Genomic DNA, 17,671 nt, shown 5'->3' with positions numbered 1-17,671 from the left:
TCCCCTTGTCTGCGAGCGGTTTCGGTTGAATGGGCGCCCGCCATCATCCGGCACGGGCCCCTTCGTGGATCAGCTTCCAGGTCACCGCGTCCAGCAGCGCCTCGAAACTGGCATCGACGATGTTGGCAGAAACGCCCACCGTCGACCAGCGCCGCCCGGTGCTGTCCTCGCTGTCGATGATCACGCGGGTCACGGCCTCCGTCCCGCCTTGGGTGATGCGGACCTTGAAGTCCACAAGGCGGATATCGTCAATGAATTGCTGGTACGGCCCCAGGTCCTTGGCTAGGGCCTTGCTGAGCGCGTTGACCGGGCCGCGGTCGCTGCCGGTCTCATCCATCGACTCGCTGACGGACAGCTTCTTGTCGTCGCCGATCTTCACCACGACGACGGCTTCCGACAGGCTGACCATCCGGTCATACTTGTTTTTCCGCCGCTCCACCGTGACCTTGTAGCGCTTCACCTCGAAAAAGGTCGGCAACAGGCCAAGGGCGCGCCGGGCCAGCAATTCGAACGAGGCCTGGGCGGTGTCGAAGCTGTAGCCCTGATCCTCCCGCAGCTTGATCTCTTCCAGGATCTCCGCCAGCGCCGGGTTGTCGGGGGCCACGTCCAGCCCCGCCTCCGTCAGCCGTTTGCGCAGGTTCGATTGACCGGCTTGGTTGGACATCGGGATGATGCGGTCGTTGCCCACGATCTCAGGCGCGATGTGTTCGTAGGTCGTGGAGTCCTTGACGATGGCCGACGCATGCAGCCCCGCCTTGTGCGCAAACGCGCTGGCCCCGACATAGGCCGCCTGCCGTTGCGGGACGCGGTTCAGGATATCGTCCAGCATCCGGCTGAGCCGGGTCAGCCCTTCCAGCTTCTCCGCCGCGATGCCGGTGTCGAACCTGCTTTTGTAGGGGTCTTTTAGAAGGAGCGTGGGGATCAGCGCCGTCAGGTTCGCGTTCCCGCACCGCTCCCCCAAACCGTTCAGCGTGCCCTGTACCTGCCGCGCGCCCGCGTCGACGGCGGCCAGCGATCCGGCCACGGCAGTTTCCGTGTCATTGTGGGTGTGGATGCCAAGGCGGTCGCCCGGAATGCCCGCCGCAATGACCGCGCTTGTGATGCGGTGGATTTCGTCGGGCAAGGTGCCGCCATTGGTGTCGCACAGAACCACCCACCGCGCGCCCGCCTCGAACGCGGCCTTGGCGCAGGTCAGGGCGTAGTCGGGATTGGCCTTGTAGCCATCGAAGAAATGCTCCGCGTCGAACAGCGCCTCGCGCCCCTGCGCCACCAGATGCGCGATCGAGGCGCGGATATTGGCGACATTTTCCTCCAGCGGGATGTTGAGCGCGTCCGTGACGTGGAAATCGTGGCTTTTGCCGACGAGGCAGACCGTACCGGTGCCCGCATTCAGAACCCCCGCCAGCACATCGTCGTTTTCCGCCGACCGCCCGGAGCGTTTGGTCATCCCGAACGCCGTCATCTTCGCCCGCGTCGCCGGGGCATCGTCGAAAAACGCGCTGTCGGTCGGGTTCGCACCCGGCCAGCCGCCCTCGATATAGTCGATGCCGAGGTCATCCAGCGCCTCGGCAATCCGCACCTTTTCGGGGGTGGAGAATTGCACGCCCTGGGTCTGCTGCCCGTCGCGCAGCGTGGTGTCGTAGAGGTAGAGGCGTTCGGTCATCGGTCACAGCCTTTGGTCTTGGCGTCGCCTTGGCCGGGGCGCTTGCGGCCCGGCCAGCCCCCGACCGCCCCCCCGGGCGGGGGCTTCACCCCCACCCGCGGTCGGGGACAGGCCAGTGGTCCGTCCAACATCAAAGGTCCTCCAGCTTGGCGGGGTCGAAATCTGGCCCGGGCAGGAGTTCAACGTTCTCTTTCGTCATGCGGACCTCGACGCCTGCACCGAGGAGCGCCGTTTTCAGGGCGTCCACTTCGGAGAAATCCTTGCTTTGCATGGCCGTGACCCGCGCGGCGCGCAGGCGGTCCTCAAATGCGGACAAATCCACGTCGAAGGCCGTGGCCCAATCCGGCACGGTCCCGTCCCACAATCCCATCAGCGAAAGCGCGGCACCCAGATCGGCTCCGCCAAGCCTGTGTATTTCCGCCAAGGCAGCGTGGGTGTTCAGGTCGTCAGCAAGCGCGGCCACAACCGCCTCGGGCACCGCGCCGCCCGGACGGGCCGCATCGTACCATTTGCGCAAGGTCTTCTCCGCCTCCTCCCGCTTCTTCTCGGTCCAGTCCATCGGCTTGCCGTAATGGGTGCCTAAGAGCACGAAGCGGATCACCCCGCCCGGCACGCCCTGGTCCAGCAAATCGCGGACGGTGAAGAAGTTGCCCAGGCTCTTGGACATCTTCTTGCCCTCCACCTGCAACATCTCGTTATGGAGCCAGATGCGCGCGAAGGCGTGGCCCGCCGCGCAGGATTGCGCGACCTCGTTTTCGTGGTGGGGAAACAGCAGGTCCGAGCCGCCGGCATGGATGTCGAATTCCTCTCCCAAGATCGCGTGGGACATGGCGGAGCATTCGATGTGCCAGCCGGGCCGCCCCCGGCCCCACGGGCTGTCCCATCCTGGAATGTCGTCCGCAGACGGCTTCCACAGGACGAAATCCATCGGGTCTTCCTTGTAGGGCGCGACCTCCACCCGTGCGCCCGCGATCATGTCATCGACCGACCGGCCCGATAATTTCCCGTATTCCGCGAAGGACCGAACGCGAAAGAGCACATGGCCGTCGCGGGCATAGGCGTGGTCGCGCGCGATAAGGTCCTCGATGAAGGAAACCATTTCCGCGATATAAGCGGTTGCGCGCGGCATATGGGTCGGCTCCATCACCCCCAGCGCGCCCATATCGTCCAGGTACCATTGCGTCGTCTCGGCCGTGATGTCGGAAATCTCGCGCCCGGTCTCGGCGGCGCGGGCGTTGATCTTGTCATCCACATCCGTGAAGTTCCGCACGAAGGTCACGTTCTCGGCCCCGTAGACATGGCGCAACAGGCGGAAAAGCTGGTCGAAGGCCACGGCGGACCGGGCATTTCCCAGATGCGCGCGGTCATAGACGGTGGGTCCGCACAGATACATCGAGACCTTGCCCGGAATGATCGGGTCCAAGACCTCGACACGGCGCGACTTGGAATTTTTCAGGCGGATCTCGACCATGGCAGGCGGGCTTTCAGACAGGCGTTCAGCGGGCGCGGGACCGGCCTAGCACTCTGGATTTATGATGAAAACCACGACTGACCGATCCGCTGGGTTCAGCGGATAATGCAAATACCGATACAGGTCATCACAGGGGTCATGGGCAAGCGCATACCACGGTCGACCCTGCGTTAACAAGCCGCAGGACATTTCAACTGCAAATTTTTCGGGCACAAGTTAGGGTCCGCCCATGCAGGAGGTCTTCGTCGACATTTATTGCCGGGGATTCCCGGGCACGGAGCGGACCACGCCCTTCGGTGACGACACCGTGGTGTGGACCGTCCACGGCCATATGTTCGCGGCATATACCAAGGGCGGTGAAGGCGTATCCCTGCGTCTGGACAACAAGATCGCCGCGCATCTGGCCGTCGGTCAGGGGCGTGCGGCCTCCACCCCCTATCTCAAGGGCGACGGTTGGGTGCTGTTCCCCTGGGACACCCGCCCGGAGGAGCTTCGCGATCGCATCGGCAAGAGCTATCGCCTCGTCCTGTCCGACAAGAACCGCTGACAGCGCGGACCGCGCCCTGACAATCGGGCTTGCGGCCCGGCCGCGTCCGTGGCCATCTCCGTCCCGGTAATCTGCCATGACATGGGGGAGGCGCGCGGCCATGCCTGATATCTCAGCAACTCTGGCCGGGCTGACGGGCGGCGGCGATGACGGATGGGGTCTGTTTTACCGCGCGCGCGCCCTGAAGGCCGCGGGTGCACCGATCCTAGAGCTGACCATCGGCGAGCATGACATCGGCACCGATCCCGAGATCCTTGACGAGATGCACCGTGCGGCGCTCGCCGGGCATACCGGATACGCCGCCGTTCCCGGCACCTCCGCCCTGCGCGATGCGGTGGCCGCGCGGCTGTCCCGGCAAAGCGGGATCACCTACGGTGCTGCGAACGTGCTGATCACGCCGGGTGGGCAGGCGGGCCTGTTCGCCGCCCACAAGGCCGCCTGTGATCCCGGCGACATCGCCCTGTTGATCGACCCCTATTACGCCACCTATCCCGGCACGATCCGCGGCGCGGGTGCCCTGCCCCGGCCCGTCGCGACCCATCCCGATCACGGGTTCCAACCGCAGGAGGCGGAGTTGCGGGCCGCAGCCAGCGGCGCGCGCTCGCTTCTGATCAATTCGCCCAACAACCCCACCGGCGCGGTCTATACCGACGACACGCTGGGTGCGATTGCCCGCGTGGCGGAGGCGGAGGATCTGTGGGTCATCTCCGACGAAGTCTATGACACGCAGGTCTGGGATGGCGCTCATCGCCCCTTCGCCGCCCTGCCCGGCATGTTCGACCGCACGCTGACCGTCGGGTCGCTGTCGAAAAGCCATGCCATGACCGGATCACGCCTTGGCTGGATCGCGGGGCCGGACGATGTGATTGCCCATCTGATCAACCTCGCCACCCACACGACCTATGGCGTGCCGGGCTTCATCCAGGATGCGGGCCTGCTTGCGCTCAGCCGCGGCGCGGAGGCGGAGGCCCGCGTGGCCGAGCCCTTCCGCCGCCGCCGCGACATCCTGCTGGACGCCTTGGCAAAGCAGCAGCATCTGCGTGCGATCCCCCCGGCGGGCGCGATGTACGTGATGCTGGATGTGCGCGCCACGGGCCTCAGCGGGCAGGCCTTCGGAGAGGCGCTCCTGGATGAAGAGCAAGTCGCGATCATGCCCGGCGAAAGCTTCGGATCGGCGGCCGCGGGCCATATCCGCGTCGCCCTGACCCTTCCCGATGATCTCTTCCGGGAAGCGATCGGGCGGCTTTTTGCCTTCGCGGCCCGGCAGATGGCCTAGGGACAAACGAAAAAGGCCCCCCGCGGTGCGGGAGGCTCTTTCGATAGATTTGGCTCCGATCAGAAGCGGAACGCGGCGTTCACGCTGAGGGTCTGGAGCGATGTGGACGACGTGGCCGAGGGGCCCTCGTCGAACTGGTGGAAGAGAACCTCTGCACCCACGGTGAACCGCTCGCTGATGGCATAGTCGAGGCCAACGCCCGCGAAATAGCCGAGCGACGTGGCATCAAAGCCGGCAGGCGGCGTGGGATCGGTGAAGTGGGCCGTCGCCACGCCAACGGTTGCGTAAGGCAGCAGGTTGCCCGCGTCATAGCCAAGCTCGACCGCGCTGCGGAAAATCCAGTCCACCTCGGTGTCGCCCGGCGCATCAAGCGCGACGGAGCCGTGTTCGTAATCCAGCTCTCCACCCAGAACGAAATCGCCCATGTCATAGCGGTAGCCGAGGAAGATGCCGTAAAGGTTGCCCTCAATATCGGCGGCGGGGGGCGTGTCGATCTCCCCCTGGCCGTAGGTCAGCTGAAGACCGCCATACCAGCCGTCCCAGGTCTGCTCCGGCTCGATCATCACGGGCGGGAGGGGCGTGACAGGGGCCACGCCGCCAGCGAAGGCGGGGGCTGCGAAAACAACGGCAAGGGCGGTCAGGGCGGCACGCATGGGGGCTCTCCATTGACAATGATCTGTTCGTGACGTGGGGCGTCGCCATGATTTTGGCAAGCCCATCACACCCCGACAACACATCTAAGGGCGTTTGAGTTGCATGATTGTCGCTGAAAAGGGCAGGTCTCGGCAAAAAATGGCCGATCTCGCCGCAGAAGACCGATGGATCGGGGCACTGCGCCCGTCCCGGTCTTCTCTGGCAAAACCGGCCCGGATCATCGTCCGGACCGGTCATGGTCAAGCGAGCGGCGCGTCGTTTAGAAGCGGAACGCGGCGTTGATCCCGAAGGTCGTGGCGCTGACGTCGAGGCCGGAACCGTCGAGGTCGTCAAACTCGTGCTGAAGCACTTCGGCACCCACGATGATCTGGTCGGTCACGAGGTAATCCACGCCTGCGCCGAAGAAGTACCCGGTATCCTGCAGCTCAGCCGCGCCGACGGTTGCGGTCGCCTGGGCCACACCGACGGTGCCGTAAAGCAAGGCGGGGCCTGCATCGTAGCCAGCCTCGAGCCCGAGGCGGTGAACGCTGTCGAGCGACCCGATGGTCGCGCCACCGGCGTCGTTGAGGTCGATATCGGCCAGGTTCAGGTCCAACTCACCGCCGACAACGAAGGTGCCGAAATCATAGCGGTAGCCGCCGAACAGGCCATAAAGCGCGCCGTCGCCAGTGGCGGCATCGACGCCGGTGGCTGCGGTCGTGGCGGTCACGTCACCATACTCAAGCTGCACACCGCCGTAGAAACCGGACCAGTCGTAACCGATCGGGGCGGGTGCGACCGGCACCGGGGCCGGCGCAGGGGCTGCGGGTTCAACATATCCCCCCGCCATTGCGGCCAGCGGGGCGAGCGTCATCGCGAAGGTGCCTGCGAAAACTGCGTGTCTCATTGTATTCGGATCCTTCTGTTCCGTGTTACATCCGGTCCCCCAACGCAGCATCCTGCGTGTGGTTCCGAGGCGACACTTAAGGCGGTCGGGCTCCAATTCATGTCACGAGACCGTGTGCGCGCACATCCGGCCAAATCCTGCCCATGGCAGGGGCCGGGATCAGCGAAGCGCCGCCGCGTCCCGGGCCAGGCGGGTGATTTCTTCCCAACCGCCGCGCGCGACGGCATCCTTTGGCGCGACCCAGGATCCGCCCGCGCAGATCACGTTGGGAAGCGACAGGTAGTCGCGCGCATTGCCCGGCGACACACCGCCCGTGGGACAGAAGGCGACCTGCGGGATCGGCGCGCCGATCGCCTTGAGCGCCGCCGCACCGCCCGAGGCTTCGGCGGGGAAAAATTTCAGCATGTCAAAGCCTTGCTCGTAGAGTGCCATGACTTCCGTCGCCGTGGCCGCCCCCGGCAGAAGCGGTAATTCATGGTGCATGCAGGCCTCCACCAATTTCGGTGTCACCCCGGGCGAGACACCGAACAGCGCGCCCGCCTCTTTCGCATCGGCCACGTCCTGGGGTGTGAGCAGCGTCCCTGCCCCGACCACACCGCCCTCGACCTGCGCCATCTCCGCGATCACATCGAGCGCTGCGGGGGTTCTGAGCGTCACTTCAAGGGCGGGAAGGCCGCCATCGACAAGCGCCTGGGCAAGCGGGCGGGCATGGGCCACGTCCTCGACCACCAGGACGGGGATGATCGGGGCAAGCTCCGCGATGCGGCGGGCTTCGACGGATTGGGCAGCGGGGGTCATGTCTTGGGCCTTTTTCGGTTCAGGGATTGCGCCGCGCTTGCGCGCGTCGCCGGGGGCGGATTTTCCGCAAGCGGAAAATCCGCGGGCGCTATCGGGACGCTTCTCACCTTGATATCCGGCCGGTTCGCCCTTGGACAGGTTGCGCTGCCTCCGGCGGAGGTATTTTTGAAGCAAAGACGGGCATGTCGCGCTTAGACCACGACGCCCGCGCCCGATGTGGCCGGGCCTGCCGCCTGGCGGAAGATCTCGAACATCTCACGCCCGACGCCGTGGGCATTGGCCGACAGGTCCGGGGTTGCGGGCGCGCGCGCCTCCACCCCCTCCTCCAGCACTTCGATCACGCCGTTCGTGGCGTCGACGCGCATTCGGTCGCCGTCGCGCAGCTTGCCGATCAGGCCGCCATCAAGCGCCTCCGGCGCGACATGGATGGCAGCGGGCACCTTGCCGGAGGCGCCCGACATCCGCCCGTCGGTCAGAAGTGCCACCTTGTGGCCCCGGTCCTGCAAGACCGCCAGCACCGGCGTCAGCGCGTGCAATTCCGGCATGCCGTTGGCCTTGGGCCCCTGGAAGCGCACGACGACGATGACGTCCCGGTTCAGCTCGTTGTTCTTGAAGGCGGCCTTCACATCCTCCTGGGAGTGGAAGATTGCGGCGGGCGCCTCCACCACGCGGCGTTCGGGGGCGACGGCGGACACCTTCATCACCCCGCGCCCCAGATTGCCCGTCAACTCCACCAGACCGCCCGCGGGCTGGAACGGATCGCTGACGGGCCGCAGGATCTTGTCGTTGAGCGAGCGGCCCGCGCCGGCCTCGAAGGTCAGGGTGCCGTCCGTCAGCTTCGGCTCCTGGGTGTAAAGGCCAAGGCCCTTGCCCGCGACGGTCAGCGTGTCGCCATGCAGGAGCCCCGCATCTAGCAGTTCCCCCATCATGTAGGCCAGCCCACCGGCCGCATGGAAGTGGTTCACATCGGCCAGGCCGTTGGGATAGACCCGCGCCATCAGGGGCGTCGCCTCGGACAAGTCGTTGAAATCGCTGCAATCAAGGATCACGCCCGCCGCGCGCGCCATCGCGATCAGGTGGATGACAAGGTTGGTGGAGCCGCCCGTGGCCATCAGCCCGACGATGCCGTTCACGAAGGCTTTCTCATCAAGGATGTCGCAAACGGGCGTGTATTCGTTGCCAAGGCCCGTGATCGCCGCCGCCCGTTCCGCTGCCGCCGCCGTCAGGGCATCACGCAGCGGCGTGCCGGGATTGACGAAGGACGCGCCGGGCAGGTGCAGCCCCATGAATTCCATCAGCATCTGGTTGGAATTGGCGGTGCCGTAGAAGGTGCAGGTGCCCGGCCCGTGGTAGGAGGCCATCTCCGCCTCCATCAGCTTTTCGCGGCCCACCTCTCCGGCGGCGAATTGTTGGCGCACCTTCGCTTTCTCGTCGTTGGGCAGGCCCGAGACCATGGGACCGGCGGGCACGAAAAGCGCCGGCAGGTATCCGAACGTCGCCGCGGAGATCACGAGGCCCGGCACGATCTTGTCGCAGACCCCAAGGTAAAGCGCCGCGTCGAAAGTGTTGTGGGACAACGCGACACCCGCGGCCAACGCGATCACATCGCGGGAGAAAAGCGACAGCTCCATCCCCACCTGGCCCTGCGTGACCCCGTCGCACATTGCAGGCACCCCGCCTGCGACCTGCGCGGTCGCCCCGACCCGGCGCGCGGCATCCTTGAGCTTTTGCGGATAGGTCTCGAACGGCTGATGCGCCGACAGCATGTCGTTATAGGCCGTCACGATCCCGATATTGGGCGCCCGCGCAGCCACAAGCGCGTCCTTATCATCGCCCATCGCGGCATAGGCATGGGCCTGGTTACCGCAGGTCAGATGCGCGCGGCGCGGCCCCTCCTCGGCCAGCTTGCGCATCCGCTCAAGATAGGGCGCGCGTGTGTCGCGGGAGCGGTCGATGATGCGGTCGGTGACGTCGGCGATGCGGGCGTCGAGGGGCATGGATACCTCCGGGGCTGGCAGTGACTCTGGGCCGTTCGGCTTCGAAGAGTGGCTAGCATGTTAGCGCTAACAAGGCCAGTGAGAAAGCGTCGCAGGGACCGGGCCGCCCTATTGCCGCTGCGCGATGCCCAGAAACACGTTAAGGAAATCGGCGGGCAAGGCCCGGTCCAACGCGCCGTCGGCGACCTCCGCCTCCGACCAGGTCCAGGAATGGGCCGGATCGTGCAGCATCGCCCAATCGGAAAACAGGCGCGTGTGGGAAGGGGCATCGTGATGCACCACCAACTCCACATGGCGGTCGTCACGGCGAATACGCTCCAACGTATTGCGCACCGCGCGGTCGGAGCCTTCGAGATATTGCAGGTAGATGTCGCGCCGGCAGACCAGCGCCCCGGTGATCCCGTCGCGCGCGTTGCAGCGGCGGGCATCGACGAGGAGGTTGCTCAGAACGCTTGCATCGAAGCCGAAGGGCCTTGAGGCATAGATGATCTGCGTCAGATCCATGGGGCCGGTCCTTGATTGGGTCCCCCTACCCTAGCGCACCCCGCCGCCCCTGTCGCGCGGCAACGCGCGGGTCCGGGGCGGGTGCAGCTTGCGTCGTCCAATCCGCGCCGCCGCAGCTCCGGCAGGGCCGTCACGGGGAACCGCCCGGGCCACCGACGCGTTCCAAAAGAAATACCATTTCTGCCGGAGCGCCCATGACCGACCTCAGCGAGACACCGAAAGATCGCCCGACCCTGTCGATCAACCCCAAGGCCGCCCGCGGGCGCGGCGCGACATCGCCGACCGAGATCCCGGTGAAGGGCTGGCGCGACATCGCCCTTCGGGTGAAGGACGAGATGGCGCGCGACCACGTCTCGGTCGTGGCGGCGGGCGTCGCATTTTTCGGCCTTCTGGCGCTGTTCCCCGCCATCGTTGCCGTCATCTCCGTCGCCGCGCTGCTGCTGGAACCGAGCCAGATCAGCACGCAGCTCGACGCGGCACTGGCCGCCCTGCCCACGGGCGCGGCGGAGATCATCGCGGGCCAGATCGAGACGGTTCTCGAAGGCGACCGGGAAGCGGGCTGGACCTTCGTGCTTGGCCTCGTGCTGGCTGTCTATGCCGCCGCCAAGGGGATGAAATCGCTGATCGAGGGCATGAATATCGCCTATGACGAGGAGGAGACGCGCGGTTTCCTGCACCTCAACGCGCTGGCTATCGGGCTGACGCTTCTGGTCGCTGCGGGCGTAATCCTTGGCATCGCGGCCGCTGTCGTCGTGCCGATCGTGTTGGAGACCGTGGGCTTGGGTGAGACGGCCAACACGATCCTGTCGTTGGCGCGCTGGCCCGTGTTGTTGCTGTTCACGCTGGCGGGACTTGCGGTGATCTACCGGCTGGGGCCGGACCGGGACGACGCGCGCTGGCGCTGGCTGACGCCCGGGGCAACCCTCGCGGCGATCCTGTGGGTCGCGGGGTCCTTCGCCTTCACCATCTACGTGGAGAGTTTCGGCTCCTACAACGAAACCTATGGATCAATCGGCGCGGTGATCGTGTTGCTGACTTGGCTCTGGATGTCGGCGCTGATCGTCATGCTGGGGGCGGAGATCAATTCCGAGATGGAGCACCAGACCCGGCGCGACACGACCACCGGCCCGCGTGAGCCGATGGGCGTGCGCGGGGCGGAGAAGGCCGACAACCTCGGTGAAGTGCCCTGACGGAACCGTTGGGCCGGGCGCGCGTCAGTGCGGCTGGACACCCGGCAGGAACACGGCCTCGTCGCGGTAGAGCAGGCTCACGCCATCGCGGAACACGTGCACCTTGTCGGCGCTCGCCGTGAGCTTCACGTCATTGCCGCGCAGGTTCTTGTGGATACCCGCGAGCTTGCCGATGACGGGATCATCTTCCGCATTCGCGCGCTGGAAATAGAGCAGCGTGACCTCGCCCAAGGCTTCCGTGATTTCCACCGTTCCGTGATAGGCGAAGTCTGAGCCCGTAGCCTCTACCATATCCTCGGGGCGAATACCCACTTCGACCTCCGCGCCCATATCGGCGTCGGTGGAGGGATAGTTGGAGGTGATCGTGCCCCCGCCCTGCTCCATTTCAAGCGTCGTAGTGGCCCCGGTGCCGACGATCTTGCCGCGCATCAGATTCATGGCCGGTGAGCCGATGAATTTCGCCACGAAGGTCGAGTTCGGCTTCTCGTAAAGCGTCAGGGGGCTGCCCACCTGCGCCACGCCGCCGCCTGCCAGCACCACGATGCGGGAGGCGAGCGTCATCGCCTCCACCTGGTCGTGGGTAACGTAGATCATCGTGCTGTCCGGCATTTCCTCCTTCAGCTGCGCGATCTGGATGCGTGTGGCGACGCGCAAGCTGGCGTCGAGGTTGGAGAGCGGCTCATCGAACAGATACACCTTCGGGTCCCGCACGATGGACCGCCCGATGGCGACCCGCTGCCGCTGACCACCGGAAAGCGCCTTGGGAAGACGGTCGAGGAAGTTTTCCAGTTGCAGCTTTTCCGCCGCCGCCTGCACCTTGCGGTTGATCTCGTCCGGGCTGTCGCCCGCGATCTTCAGCGCGAAGGCCATGTTGTCGCGCACCGTCATATGCGGGTAGAGCGCGTAGGACTGGAACACCATGGCGATGCCGCGCTCGGACGGCGGGATGTCGTTGACCACCTGGTCGTCGATCACCAATTCCCCCCCGGTGATCCGCTCCAGCCCCGCGATCATCCGCAGAAGCGTGGACTTGCCGCAGCCCGACGGGCCCACGAAGACGATCAACTCGCCCTGTTCGATGTCCAGATTGATGTCGCGGAGCACCTGCACGGTGCCGCCATAGGTCTTCTCGACGTCGGTCAGCTTCAGATTGGCCATGTCCCCGTCTCCTCCCGTTTATTCTGTGTCGGCGGCTTTGGCCGCGAAATAGGCTTGGAAGGGCGGCAGCGTGACGCCCTTGTCGGTTTCCAGCGCCGTGAAGGGGGCGCCCTTGTCTTGTGTCCATTCGCCTTCGGGCACGTCGATCGGCAACGCCCCCCCCGTCATGTTGAAGGCGCAAAAGACCTGCTGGTCGTCGTAGGTCCGGATGAAGGACAGGATGCCGTCCGATTGGCTCAGCAATTCCAGCGCCCCTTTTGTCATCGCGGGGTAGCTTTGGCGGAACGCGATCATCTTGCGATAGAAATGCAAGATGGACTCCGTGTCCTTGGCCTGGTTGCCCACGGCGCGCGCCAGGTGCTCGACGGCCATGGGCAGCCACGGCTTGCTGTCGGTGAACCCGCCATTCTGGTTGTCGGAAATCCACGGCATCGGGGTGCGGCACCCGTCGCGGCCCTTGAACTTGGGCCAGAACCGGATGCCGTATGGGTCCTGCAAATCCTCGAAGGCGACGTAAGCCTCCGTCAGGCCAAGCTCTTCGCCCTGGTAGAGGCAGATCGAGCCGCGCATCGACAGCAGCAGGCCCGCGTAAAGCCTGCGCGCCTCCTCGCCGAGGTTCCAGCGGCTGGCATGGCGCACGACGTCATGGTTTGAAAACGCCCAACAGGCCCATCCGTCCCCGATCTCGCGCTCGTAATCCTCCAGCACGCCCCCGAAGCGTTCCGGCGACGGCGTCTGGCCCGACAGGAACTCGAACGAATAGCACATATGCACCTTGTCGTTGCCGCTCGTGTATTCGGCCTGGATCTGGAGCCCGTATTGCCCATCCCCCACCTCGCCCACCGCGGTGGCGGCGGGGTATTCGTCCATCAACGCGCGCAGGCGGCGCAGGAAATCGAGGTTCTCGGGCTGGTTCTTGTCATAGAGGTGATCTTGCCAATTATAGGGATTCACCTCGGGCGCGATGGTCGCGTTGCGCTGTTCGGGGTCCAGCGCGGGATTGTCGCGCAATTCCTTGTCGTGGAAGTAGAAGTTGATCGTGTCCAGACGGAAGCCATCGACCCCGCGATCCAGCCAGAATTTCGCCACGGCCAGCAATTCGTCCTGCACCTGTTCGTTGTGCAGGTTCAGGTCCGGCTGTTCCTTCAGAAAATTGTGCAGATAATACTGCATCCGGTCGCCCGACCATTCCCAGGCCGAGCCGCCGAAGATCGACAGCCAATTGTTCGGCGGGCTGCCATCGGGCTTCGCGTCGGCCCAGACATACCAATCGGCCTTGGGGTTTTCCCGGCTGCATCCGCTTTCCTGGAACCAGGGATGCTGGTTCGACGTATGGCTAAGCACCAGGTCGATCAGCACCTTGACCCCAAGCGAATGGGCCCGCGCGATCAGCGCGTCGAAATCGCCAAGCGTGCCGAACATCGGATCGACATCGCGATAATCACTGACGTCATAGCCGAAGTCGAGCATGGGCGACCGGAAGAACGGGCTGATCCAAATCGCATCGACGCCCAGATCGGCGATGTGATCCATGCGGTGAATGATCCCCGCCAGATCGCCGATCCCGTCGCCGTTGCTGTCCTGGAAGCTGCGCGGATAGATCTGATAGATCACCGCCCCGCGCCACCAATCCTTGTCGGACACCACGATGTCGCCCTGGGGCATGTCCTGCATCAGGTTCATGGCCGTATCGTTCCTTACTTGACCGAGCCGGCCAGCAGGCCGCGCACGAGATACCGTTGCATCGAGAAGAAGACCAACAAGGGCACCGCGATGGAGATGAAGGCAGCCGTCGCGAGGATACCCCAATCGCCACCGCGAGAGCCCAGAAGGTCGTCGGCGATCTTGACCGTCATCACCTGCGCGTCCCCCGCCGAGGGCAGGAACACCTTGGCCACCAGCAGGTCATTCCACGTCCACAGGAACTGGAAGATCGCGAAGGAGGCCAGCGCCGGGAAGCTGAGCGGCAGGATGATCTTGGTGAAGATCTGGAAATCGGTGGCCCCGTCGACCTTGGCGGACTCAATAATGTCGCGCGGCAGACCGACCATGTAGTTGCGCAGCAGATAAATGGCGAGCGGCAGGCCGAACCCGGTATGGGCCAACCATATGCCCACGAAACTCTGCCCGATCCCGATCTGGTTATGCAGGTTCAGAAGGGGCACCAGCGCAAGCTGTAGCGGCACCACCAGCAACCCCACAACCGTCGCGATCAAAAGCCCCCTGCCCGGAAACTCCATCCACGCCAGCGCATAGGCCGCGAAGGCCGCAATCAGGATCGGGATGATCGTCGCCGGGATGGTCACGGTCAGCGTGTTGATGAAGGCCCGGTCCATGTTGTCCGCCGTCAACACGTTTCGGTAATTGTCCAACGTGAAATCCGGTGGCGTCTCGGCCACGAAATAGACCCTTGGCGGGCTGTCTATGGGCTCGGCCGAGGTATAGCGATAGGTGCCGTCGGTGTTGACGACGATGGTTCCGTCATCGCGGTTCTCCACCTCGACACCCGGCTCGAACACGCCCGGCTCCCGCCCGCGCAGGCCGAAGCCCGCAATGGTGCTTTCACCGCCCTCGAAGCTTTCGCGCACCTCCTCGGATTCAAAGAGGTTGCCCTCGATGACGAAAAGGTTTCCGTCCTCCGTGGGGACCGCGTCGGCCCGTGTGCGATAGGTCAGCTCGACCGAGAACGGCGCCACCCACCAGCCCGAGGCGCTGATCTGGTCGCGGTCCCGGAACGAGCTGACGAACAGCCCCACGGTCGGGATCAGCCAGGCCAGGACGATGATGAACACGGCGATGTTCGTGGCCCAGGAAAGACTCGATTTGCTACCTGCGATATTGTCCATGATCCCGTCCCCTCAGCGCATTTCTTTGCGCGCTTGCGCAATGTTCCAGATCATCACCGGCAGAACGACCAGCATGATCACGAAGGCCACGGCGGTGGCTTGCCCGTCATCGCGGAACATGAAGTCCATCATGAACGACGGCAGGATCTCGGTTCCGAAATTGCCCCCCGTCATCGTATAGACGATGTCGAAGACCTTCAGGACGAGGATGGTGATCGTGGTCCAGACCACGACGATGGTGCCCATGATCTGCGGCACCTTGATCTTGAAGAAGACCTGGAACGGGTTCGCCCCGTCGATGATCGCGGCCTCGATGGTTTCCTCCGGGATGCCGCGCAGTGCGGCGCTCAGGATCACCATGGCGAAACCGGTCTGGATCCAGATCAGAATCGCCATCAGCAGGAAGTTGTTCCAGAACGCCGTCTGAAGCGGGTCGATCCCCTCCTCCGCGCCGAAGACATTCACGCGGATCGCGTTGATGATGCCGATGTCGGGGTCCTGGGCGTAGACGAATTTCCAGATCAGCGACGCGCCCACGAAGGAAATCGCCATCGGCATGAAGATCAGCGACTTGGCGAACGCACCCCATTTCAGGCGGTCGGTCAGCTGCGCGATCAGAAGGCCCATGAAGGTCGTCGTCGCGGGCACGACAAGCGCCCACAGGATGTTGTTGAAGAAAGCCTGCCGGAAATCGGGGTTATTGAAGAGGCGCACGTAGTTGCCCGCGCCCACGAATTCGTCGCCCGCGCGGTCATACATCGACCGGATGAACGATCCCACGACCGGATACATGAGGTAGAGACCCAGGGCGAACATGGCAGGGAACAGGAACAGCCACGGCCGGATCTGGTTGGCGCGGTTGATGTTGCGCCCGGCATTCTCGCCGCGTGCGGGAAACAGCACTTTGTCGAGGAACAGGTTGGCGAAGTAGAAGTACCCCACACACCCGCCGACGCCGACAATGATCGTGATGATGCCTTGAATGATTGGCGACATGGCGCGCGCCCTCCCCCGGTCATTTGAGTGGTCGATACGCTCGGCCACAGCGCGGTCCTTTTGCGGACCGATGAACCCTTGTCGGGCCCTCTTGTCGTCTGCGCACCCCGGCCGGCAGCGCACCGGCCGGGGGCAATCCTATGGTGTCAGCCGCTTACTGGATTTCGGCCCAACGGCTCTGGATCCGCTCGGCGACGGAGGCTGCGTCTTCGCCGCCCACGTAATCGACCATGCCGGACCAGAAGATGCCCTGCCCGATCTCGGACGGCATCAGGTCGGATGCGTCGAAGCGGAAGGTCGTGGCACCCAGAAGGATGTCGTTCATCTGACGCAGGCTGTCAGACGCGAAGAGATCCGAGTTCACGCCCTGGTGCGGGGTGAGGAAGCCGGACTGCGCCATCCACACTTCGTGGCTGATCTCCGTCTGGAGGAACGCCATGAACGCCTGGGCCGCTTCGCTGTCCTGGGTGATCCCGAAGAGCGTACCGGCACCCAGAACGGGGCTGCCGAGATCTTCGGATTCAAAGGCCGGGAAGTAGAAGAAGTCCGCATCCGCATCTTCCGGGAAGAAGGTCGGGATGAACGACGCCTGGCGGTGCATGTAGCATTCCGCCGGGAAGGTGAAGAGACCGCCGGGGCTGTCGCGGAAGTCGGTGGAGGCGACGGCAGCAACGCCACCGTTCACGTAATCCTCGTTGCGCGCGAAGGAGCCGAAGACGTCGATCGCGTTGACGATGCGCTCGTCATCGAAGGGGATCTCGTTGGAAACCCAGCCGTCATAGACCTCGGGCGCCTGGGTGCGCAGCATGATATCCTCGACCCAGTCGGTCGCGGGCCAGCCGGTCGCGCCGCCCGATCCCAGACCGATGCACCACGGCGTCTCACCGTCTTCCACGATCTGGTCGCTCAGCGCGATCAGCTCTTCCATCGTGGTGGGAACGTCATAGCCCGCCTCGTCGAAGGCTTCGGGCGAGTACCAGACCAGCGATTTCACGTCGACCTTGTAGAAGAAGCCGTAAAGCGCCTCTTCCCCGTCGGCGCCTGCCGCGGTGCCAAGCGACACCCAGGATTCACCGGCGGCGTAGTTTTCGCGGATCCAGTCCGCCGTCTCCGCGCTCAGCGGCGTCAGGGCACCACGGGAGGCGAGGTCAGTGACCAGGCCGGGCTGCGGGAACACGGCGATGTTGGGGGCGGAGCCCGCCTGCGTCGCGATCACGATGTCCTGCTCGAAATTGTCGGAGCCGGAATACTGCACCGTCGCGCCGGTCGCGGATTCGAAATAGTCGATCACGGAATTGACCAATTCGGCGTCCGCGCCGGTCCACGGACCGGTGATCGTCAGCTCCTGCCCGCTCAGGTCGAACGCGTCGGCATAAGCGTTGTAGCTGTCCCAGTTGAAATCGCCTTCGCCAACGGGAAAGACGTGGTTGACGTGCCCGTCAGCCAACGCACCGCTTGCGGAAAGCGCCAGTGCCGCGGCACTCGCGAGATACATCTTCTTCATAGGTGACCTCCCAGTCGGTTTGCCGGCATGTCCCCCGGCAATAGGTGTTCGTCATCAGCGCCTTCTCTCCAAAGCGCTTTGAGGTGGAGGCAATGTTGCGCAAGCAATGATCCCTGTCAATGAGACTCTGTCGCGGCGTTGAAAATATCGGTCCTTGACGGGTTTGATCCGCCAATCCGAC

15 protein-coding genes are annotated in these 17,671 nt (G+C 64.6%); 3 read left to right on the top strand and 12 right to left on the bottom strand.

Annotated features, from left to right (window positions below):
* Positions 1–43: 43 nt before the first annotated feature.
* On the bottom strand, positions 44–1,663 hold the full coding sequence (gene cimA, locus KUW62_RS06285) for a citramalate synthase (protein ID WP_224814654.1): 1,620 nt from the start codon (positions 1,661–1,663) through the stop codon (positions 44–46).
* A 130-nt stretch (positions 1,664–1,793) separates the two neighbouring features.
* Positions 1,794–3,134 carry a cysteine--tRNA ligase gene (cysS, locus tag KUW62_RS06280; protein ID WP_224814653.1) on the bottom strand — a complete coding sequence of 447 codons (1,341 nt, stop codon included), beginning with the start codon at positions 3,132–3,134 and terminating at the stop codon, positions 1,794–1,796.
* A 229-nt stretch (positions 3,135–3,363) separates the two neighbouring features.
* Between cysS and KUW62_RS06275 the strand changes: the two genes are divergently transcribed.
* Together KUW62_RS06275 and KUW62_RS06270 are read left to right on the top strand one after the other, a co-directional pair.
* Positions 3,364–3,681 carry an MmcQ/YjbR family DNA-binding protein gene (locus KUW62_RS06275; protein WP_224814652.1) on the top strand — a complete coding sequence of 106 codons (318 nt, stop codon included), beginning with the start codon at positions 3,364–3,366 and terminating at the stop codon, positions 3,679–3,681.
* 100 nt (positions 3,682–3,781) lie between these two features.
* The gene (locus KUW62_RS06270) at positions 3,782–4,957 is read left to right on the top strand and encodes a pyridoxal phosphate-dependent aminotransferase (protein WP_224814651.1); all 1,176 of its coding nucleotides are present in this window, start codon (positions 3,782–3,784) and stop codon (positions 4,955–4,957) included.
* 59 nt (positions 4,958–5,016) lie between these two features.
* Here KUW62_RS06270 and KUW62_RS06265 read toward each other — a convergent pair whose 3' ends face one another.
* From KUW62_RS06265 to KUW62_RS06245, 5 genes are all read right to left on the bottom strand, one after another.
* Entirely contained in the window at positions 5,017–5,610 is a 594-nt protein-coding gene (locus tag KUW62_RS06265; protein ID WP_224814650.1) for an outer membrane protein, read from the bottom strand.
* A 260-nt stretch (positions 5,611–5,870) separates the two neighbouring features.
* The gene (locus tag KUW62_RS06260) at positions 5,871–6,497 is read right to left on the bottom strand and encodes an outer membrane protein (RefSeq protein WP_224814649.1); all 627 of its coding nucleotides are present in this window, start codon (positions 6,495–6,497) and stop codon (positions 5,871–5,873) included.
* Between the two features lie 159 nt (positions 6,498–6,656).
* Entirely contained in the window at positions 6,657–7,295 is a 639-nt protein-coding gene (locus KUW62_RS06255; RefSeq protein ID WP_224814648.1) for a bifunctional 4-hydroxy-2-oxoglutarate aldolase/2-dehydro-3-deoxy-phosphogluconate aldolase, read from the bottom strand.
* Positions 7,296–7,486: 191 nt separating this feature from the next.
* Positions 7,487–9,292 carry a phosphogluconate dehydratase gene (edd, locus tag KUW62_RS06250; protein WP_224814647.1) on the bottom strand — a complete coding sequence of 602 codons (1,806 nt, stop codon included), beginning with the start codon at positions 9,290–9,292 and terminating at the stop codon, positions 7,487–7,489.
* A 108-nt stretch (positions 9,293–9,400) separates the two neighbouring features.
* A complete protein-coding gene (locus tag KUW62_RS06245; RefSeq protein WP_224814646.1) occupies positions 9,401–9,796 on the bottom strand; it encodes a BLUF domain-containing protein in 396 nt (131 codons plus the stop codon).
* Between the two features lie 194 nt (positions 9,797–9,990).
* Between KUW62_RS06245 and KUW62_RS06240 the strand changes: the two genes are divergently transcribed.
* Positions 9,991–10,986, top strand: a complete 996-nt coding sequence (locus KUW62_RS06240) for a YihY/virulence factor BrkB family protein (RefSeq protein ID WP_224814645.1) — start codon at positions 9,991–9,993, stop codon at positions 10,984–10,986.
* Positions 10,987–11,010: 24 nt separating this feature from the next.
* Here KUW62_RS06240 and KUW62_RS06235 read toward each other — a convergent pair whose 3' ends face one another.
* The 5 genes from KUW62_RS06235 to KUW62_RS06215 all read right to left on the bottom strand — a co-directional run bounded on the left by KUW62_RS06235 (position 11,011) and on the right by KUW62_RS06215 (position 17,490).
* On the bottom strand, positions 11,011–12,144 hold the full coding sequence (locus KUW62_RS06235; protein WP_224814644.1) for an ABC transporter ATP-binding protein: 1,134 nt from the start codon (positions 12,142–12,144) through the stop codon (positions 11,011–11,013).
* Between the two features lie 18 nt (positions 12,145–12,162).
* Positions 12,163–13,827, bottom strand: a complete 1,665-nt coding sequence (locus tag KUW62_RS06230; RefSeq protein ID WP_224814643.1) for an alpha-glucosidase family protein — start codon at positions 13,825–13,827, stop codon at positions 12,163–12,165.
* 14 nt (positions 13,828–13,841) lie between these two features.
* Positions 13,842–14,990, bottom strand: coding sequence for a carbohydrate ABC transporter permease (locus KUW62_RS06225; RefSeq protein ID WP_224814642.1), 1,149 nt, complete (start codon positions 14,988–14,990; stop codon positions 13,842–13,844).
* A gap of 12 nt (positions 14,991–15,002) precedes the next feature.
* Positions 15,003–15,986: a carbohydrate ABC transporter permease gene (locus KUW62_RS06220; RefSeq protein ID WP_224814641.1), complete on the bottom strand. Its 984-nt coding sequence runs from the start codon at positions 15,984–15,986 to the stop codon at positions 15,003–15,005.
* Positions 15,987–16,140: 154 nt separating this feature from the next.
* Positions 16,141–17,490: an ABC transporter substrate-binding protein gene (locus KUW62_RS06215; RefSeq protein ID WP_224814640.1), complete on the bottom strand. Its 1,350-nt coding sequence runs from the start codon at positions 17,488–17,490 to the stop codon at positions 16,141–16,143.
* Between the last annotated feature and the right edge of the window lie 181 nt (positions 17,491–17,671).

Source organism: Hasllibacter sp. MH4015 (assembly GCF_020177575.1).
Lineage (GTDB): Bacteria > Pseudomonadota > Alphaproteobacteria > Rhodobacterales > Rhodobacteraceae > Gymnodinialimonas.
Note: the sequence above shows the minus strand (reverse complement) of the source record. Positions and strands in the feature narration are given on the sequence as shown.

Bases quoted from the DNA above. Each gene is read 5' to 3' on its own strand.
- cimA (WP_224814654.1), bottom strand. From the start codon at position 1,663: ATGACCGAACGCCTCTACCTCTACGACACCACGCTGCGCGACGGGCAG.
- cysS (WP_224814653.1), bottom strand. From the start codon at position 3,134: ATGGTCGAGATCCGCCTGAAAAATTCCAAGTCGCGCCGTGTCGAGGTC.
- KUW62_RS06275 (WP_224814652.1), top strand. From the start codon at position 3,364: ATGCAGGAGGTCTTCGTCGACATTTATTGCCGGGGATTCCCGGGCACG.
- KUW62_RS06270 (WP_224814651.1), top strand. From the start codon at position 3,782: ATGCCTGATATCTCAGCAACTCTGGCCGGGCTGACGGGCGGCGGCGAT.
- KUW62_RS06265 (WP_224814650.1), bottom strand. From the start codon at position 5,610: ATGCGTGCCGCCCTGACCGCCCTTGCCGTTGTTTTCGCAGCCCCCGCC.
- KUW62_RS06260 (WP_224814649.1), bottom strand. From the start codon at position 6,497: ATGAGACACGCAGTTTTCGCAGGCACCTTCGCGATGACGCTCGCCCCG.
- KUW62_RS06255 (WP_224814648.1), bottom strand. From the start codon at position 7,295: ATGACCCCCGCTGCCCAATCCGTCGAAGCCCGCCGCATCGCGGAGCTT.
- edd (WP_224814647.1), bottom strand. From the start codon at position 9,292: ATGCCCCTCGACGCCCGCATCGCCGACGTCACCGACCGCATCATCGAC.
- KUW62_RS06245 (WP_224814646.1), bottom strand. From the start codon at position 9,796: ATGGATCTGACGCAGATCATCTATGCCTCAAGGCCCTTCGGCTTCGAT.
- KUW62_RS06240 (WP_224814645.1), top strand. From the start codon at position 9,991: ATGACCGACCTCAGCGAGACACCGAAAGATCGCCCGACCCTGTCGATC.
- KUW62_RS06235 (WP_224814644.1), bottom strand. From the start codon at position 12,144: ATGGCCAATCTGAAGCTGACCGACGTCGAGAAGACCTATGGCGGCACC.
- KUW62_RS06230 (WP_224814643.1), bottom strand. From the start codon at position 13,827: ATGAACCTGATGCAGGACATGCCCCAGGGCGACATCGTGGTGTCCGAC.
- KUW62_RS06225 (WP_224814642.1), bottom strand. From the start codon at position 14,990: ATGGACAATATCGCAGGTAGCAAATCGAGTCTTTCCTGGGCCACGAAC.
- KUW62_RS06220 (WP_224814641.1), bottom strand. From the start codon at position 15,986: ATGTCGCCAATCATTCAAGGCATCATCACGATCATTGTCGGCGTCGGC.
- KUW62_RS06215 (WP_224814640.1), bottom strand. From the start codon at position 17,490: ATGAAGAAGATGTATCTCGCGAGTGCCGCGGCACTGGCGCTTTCCGCA.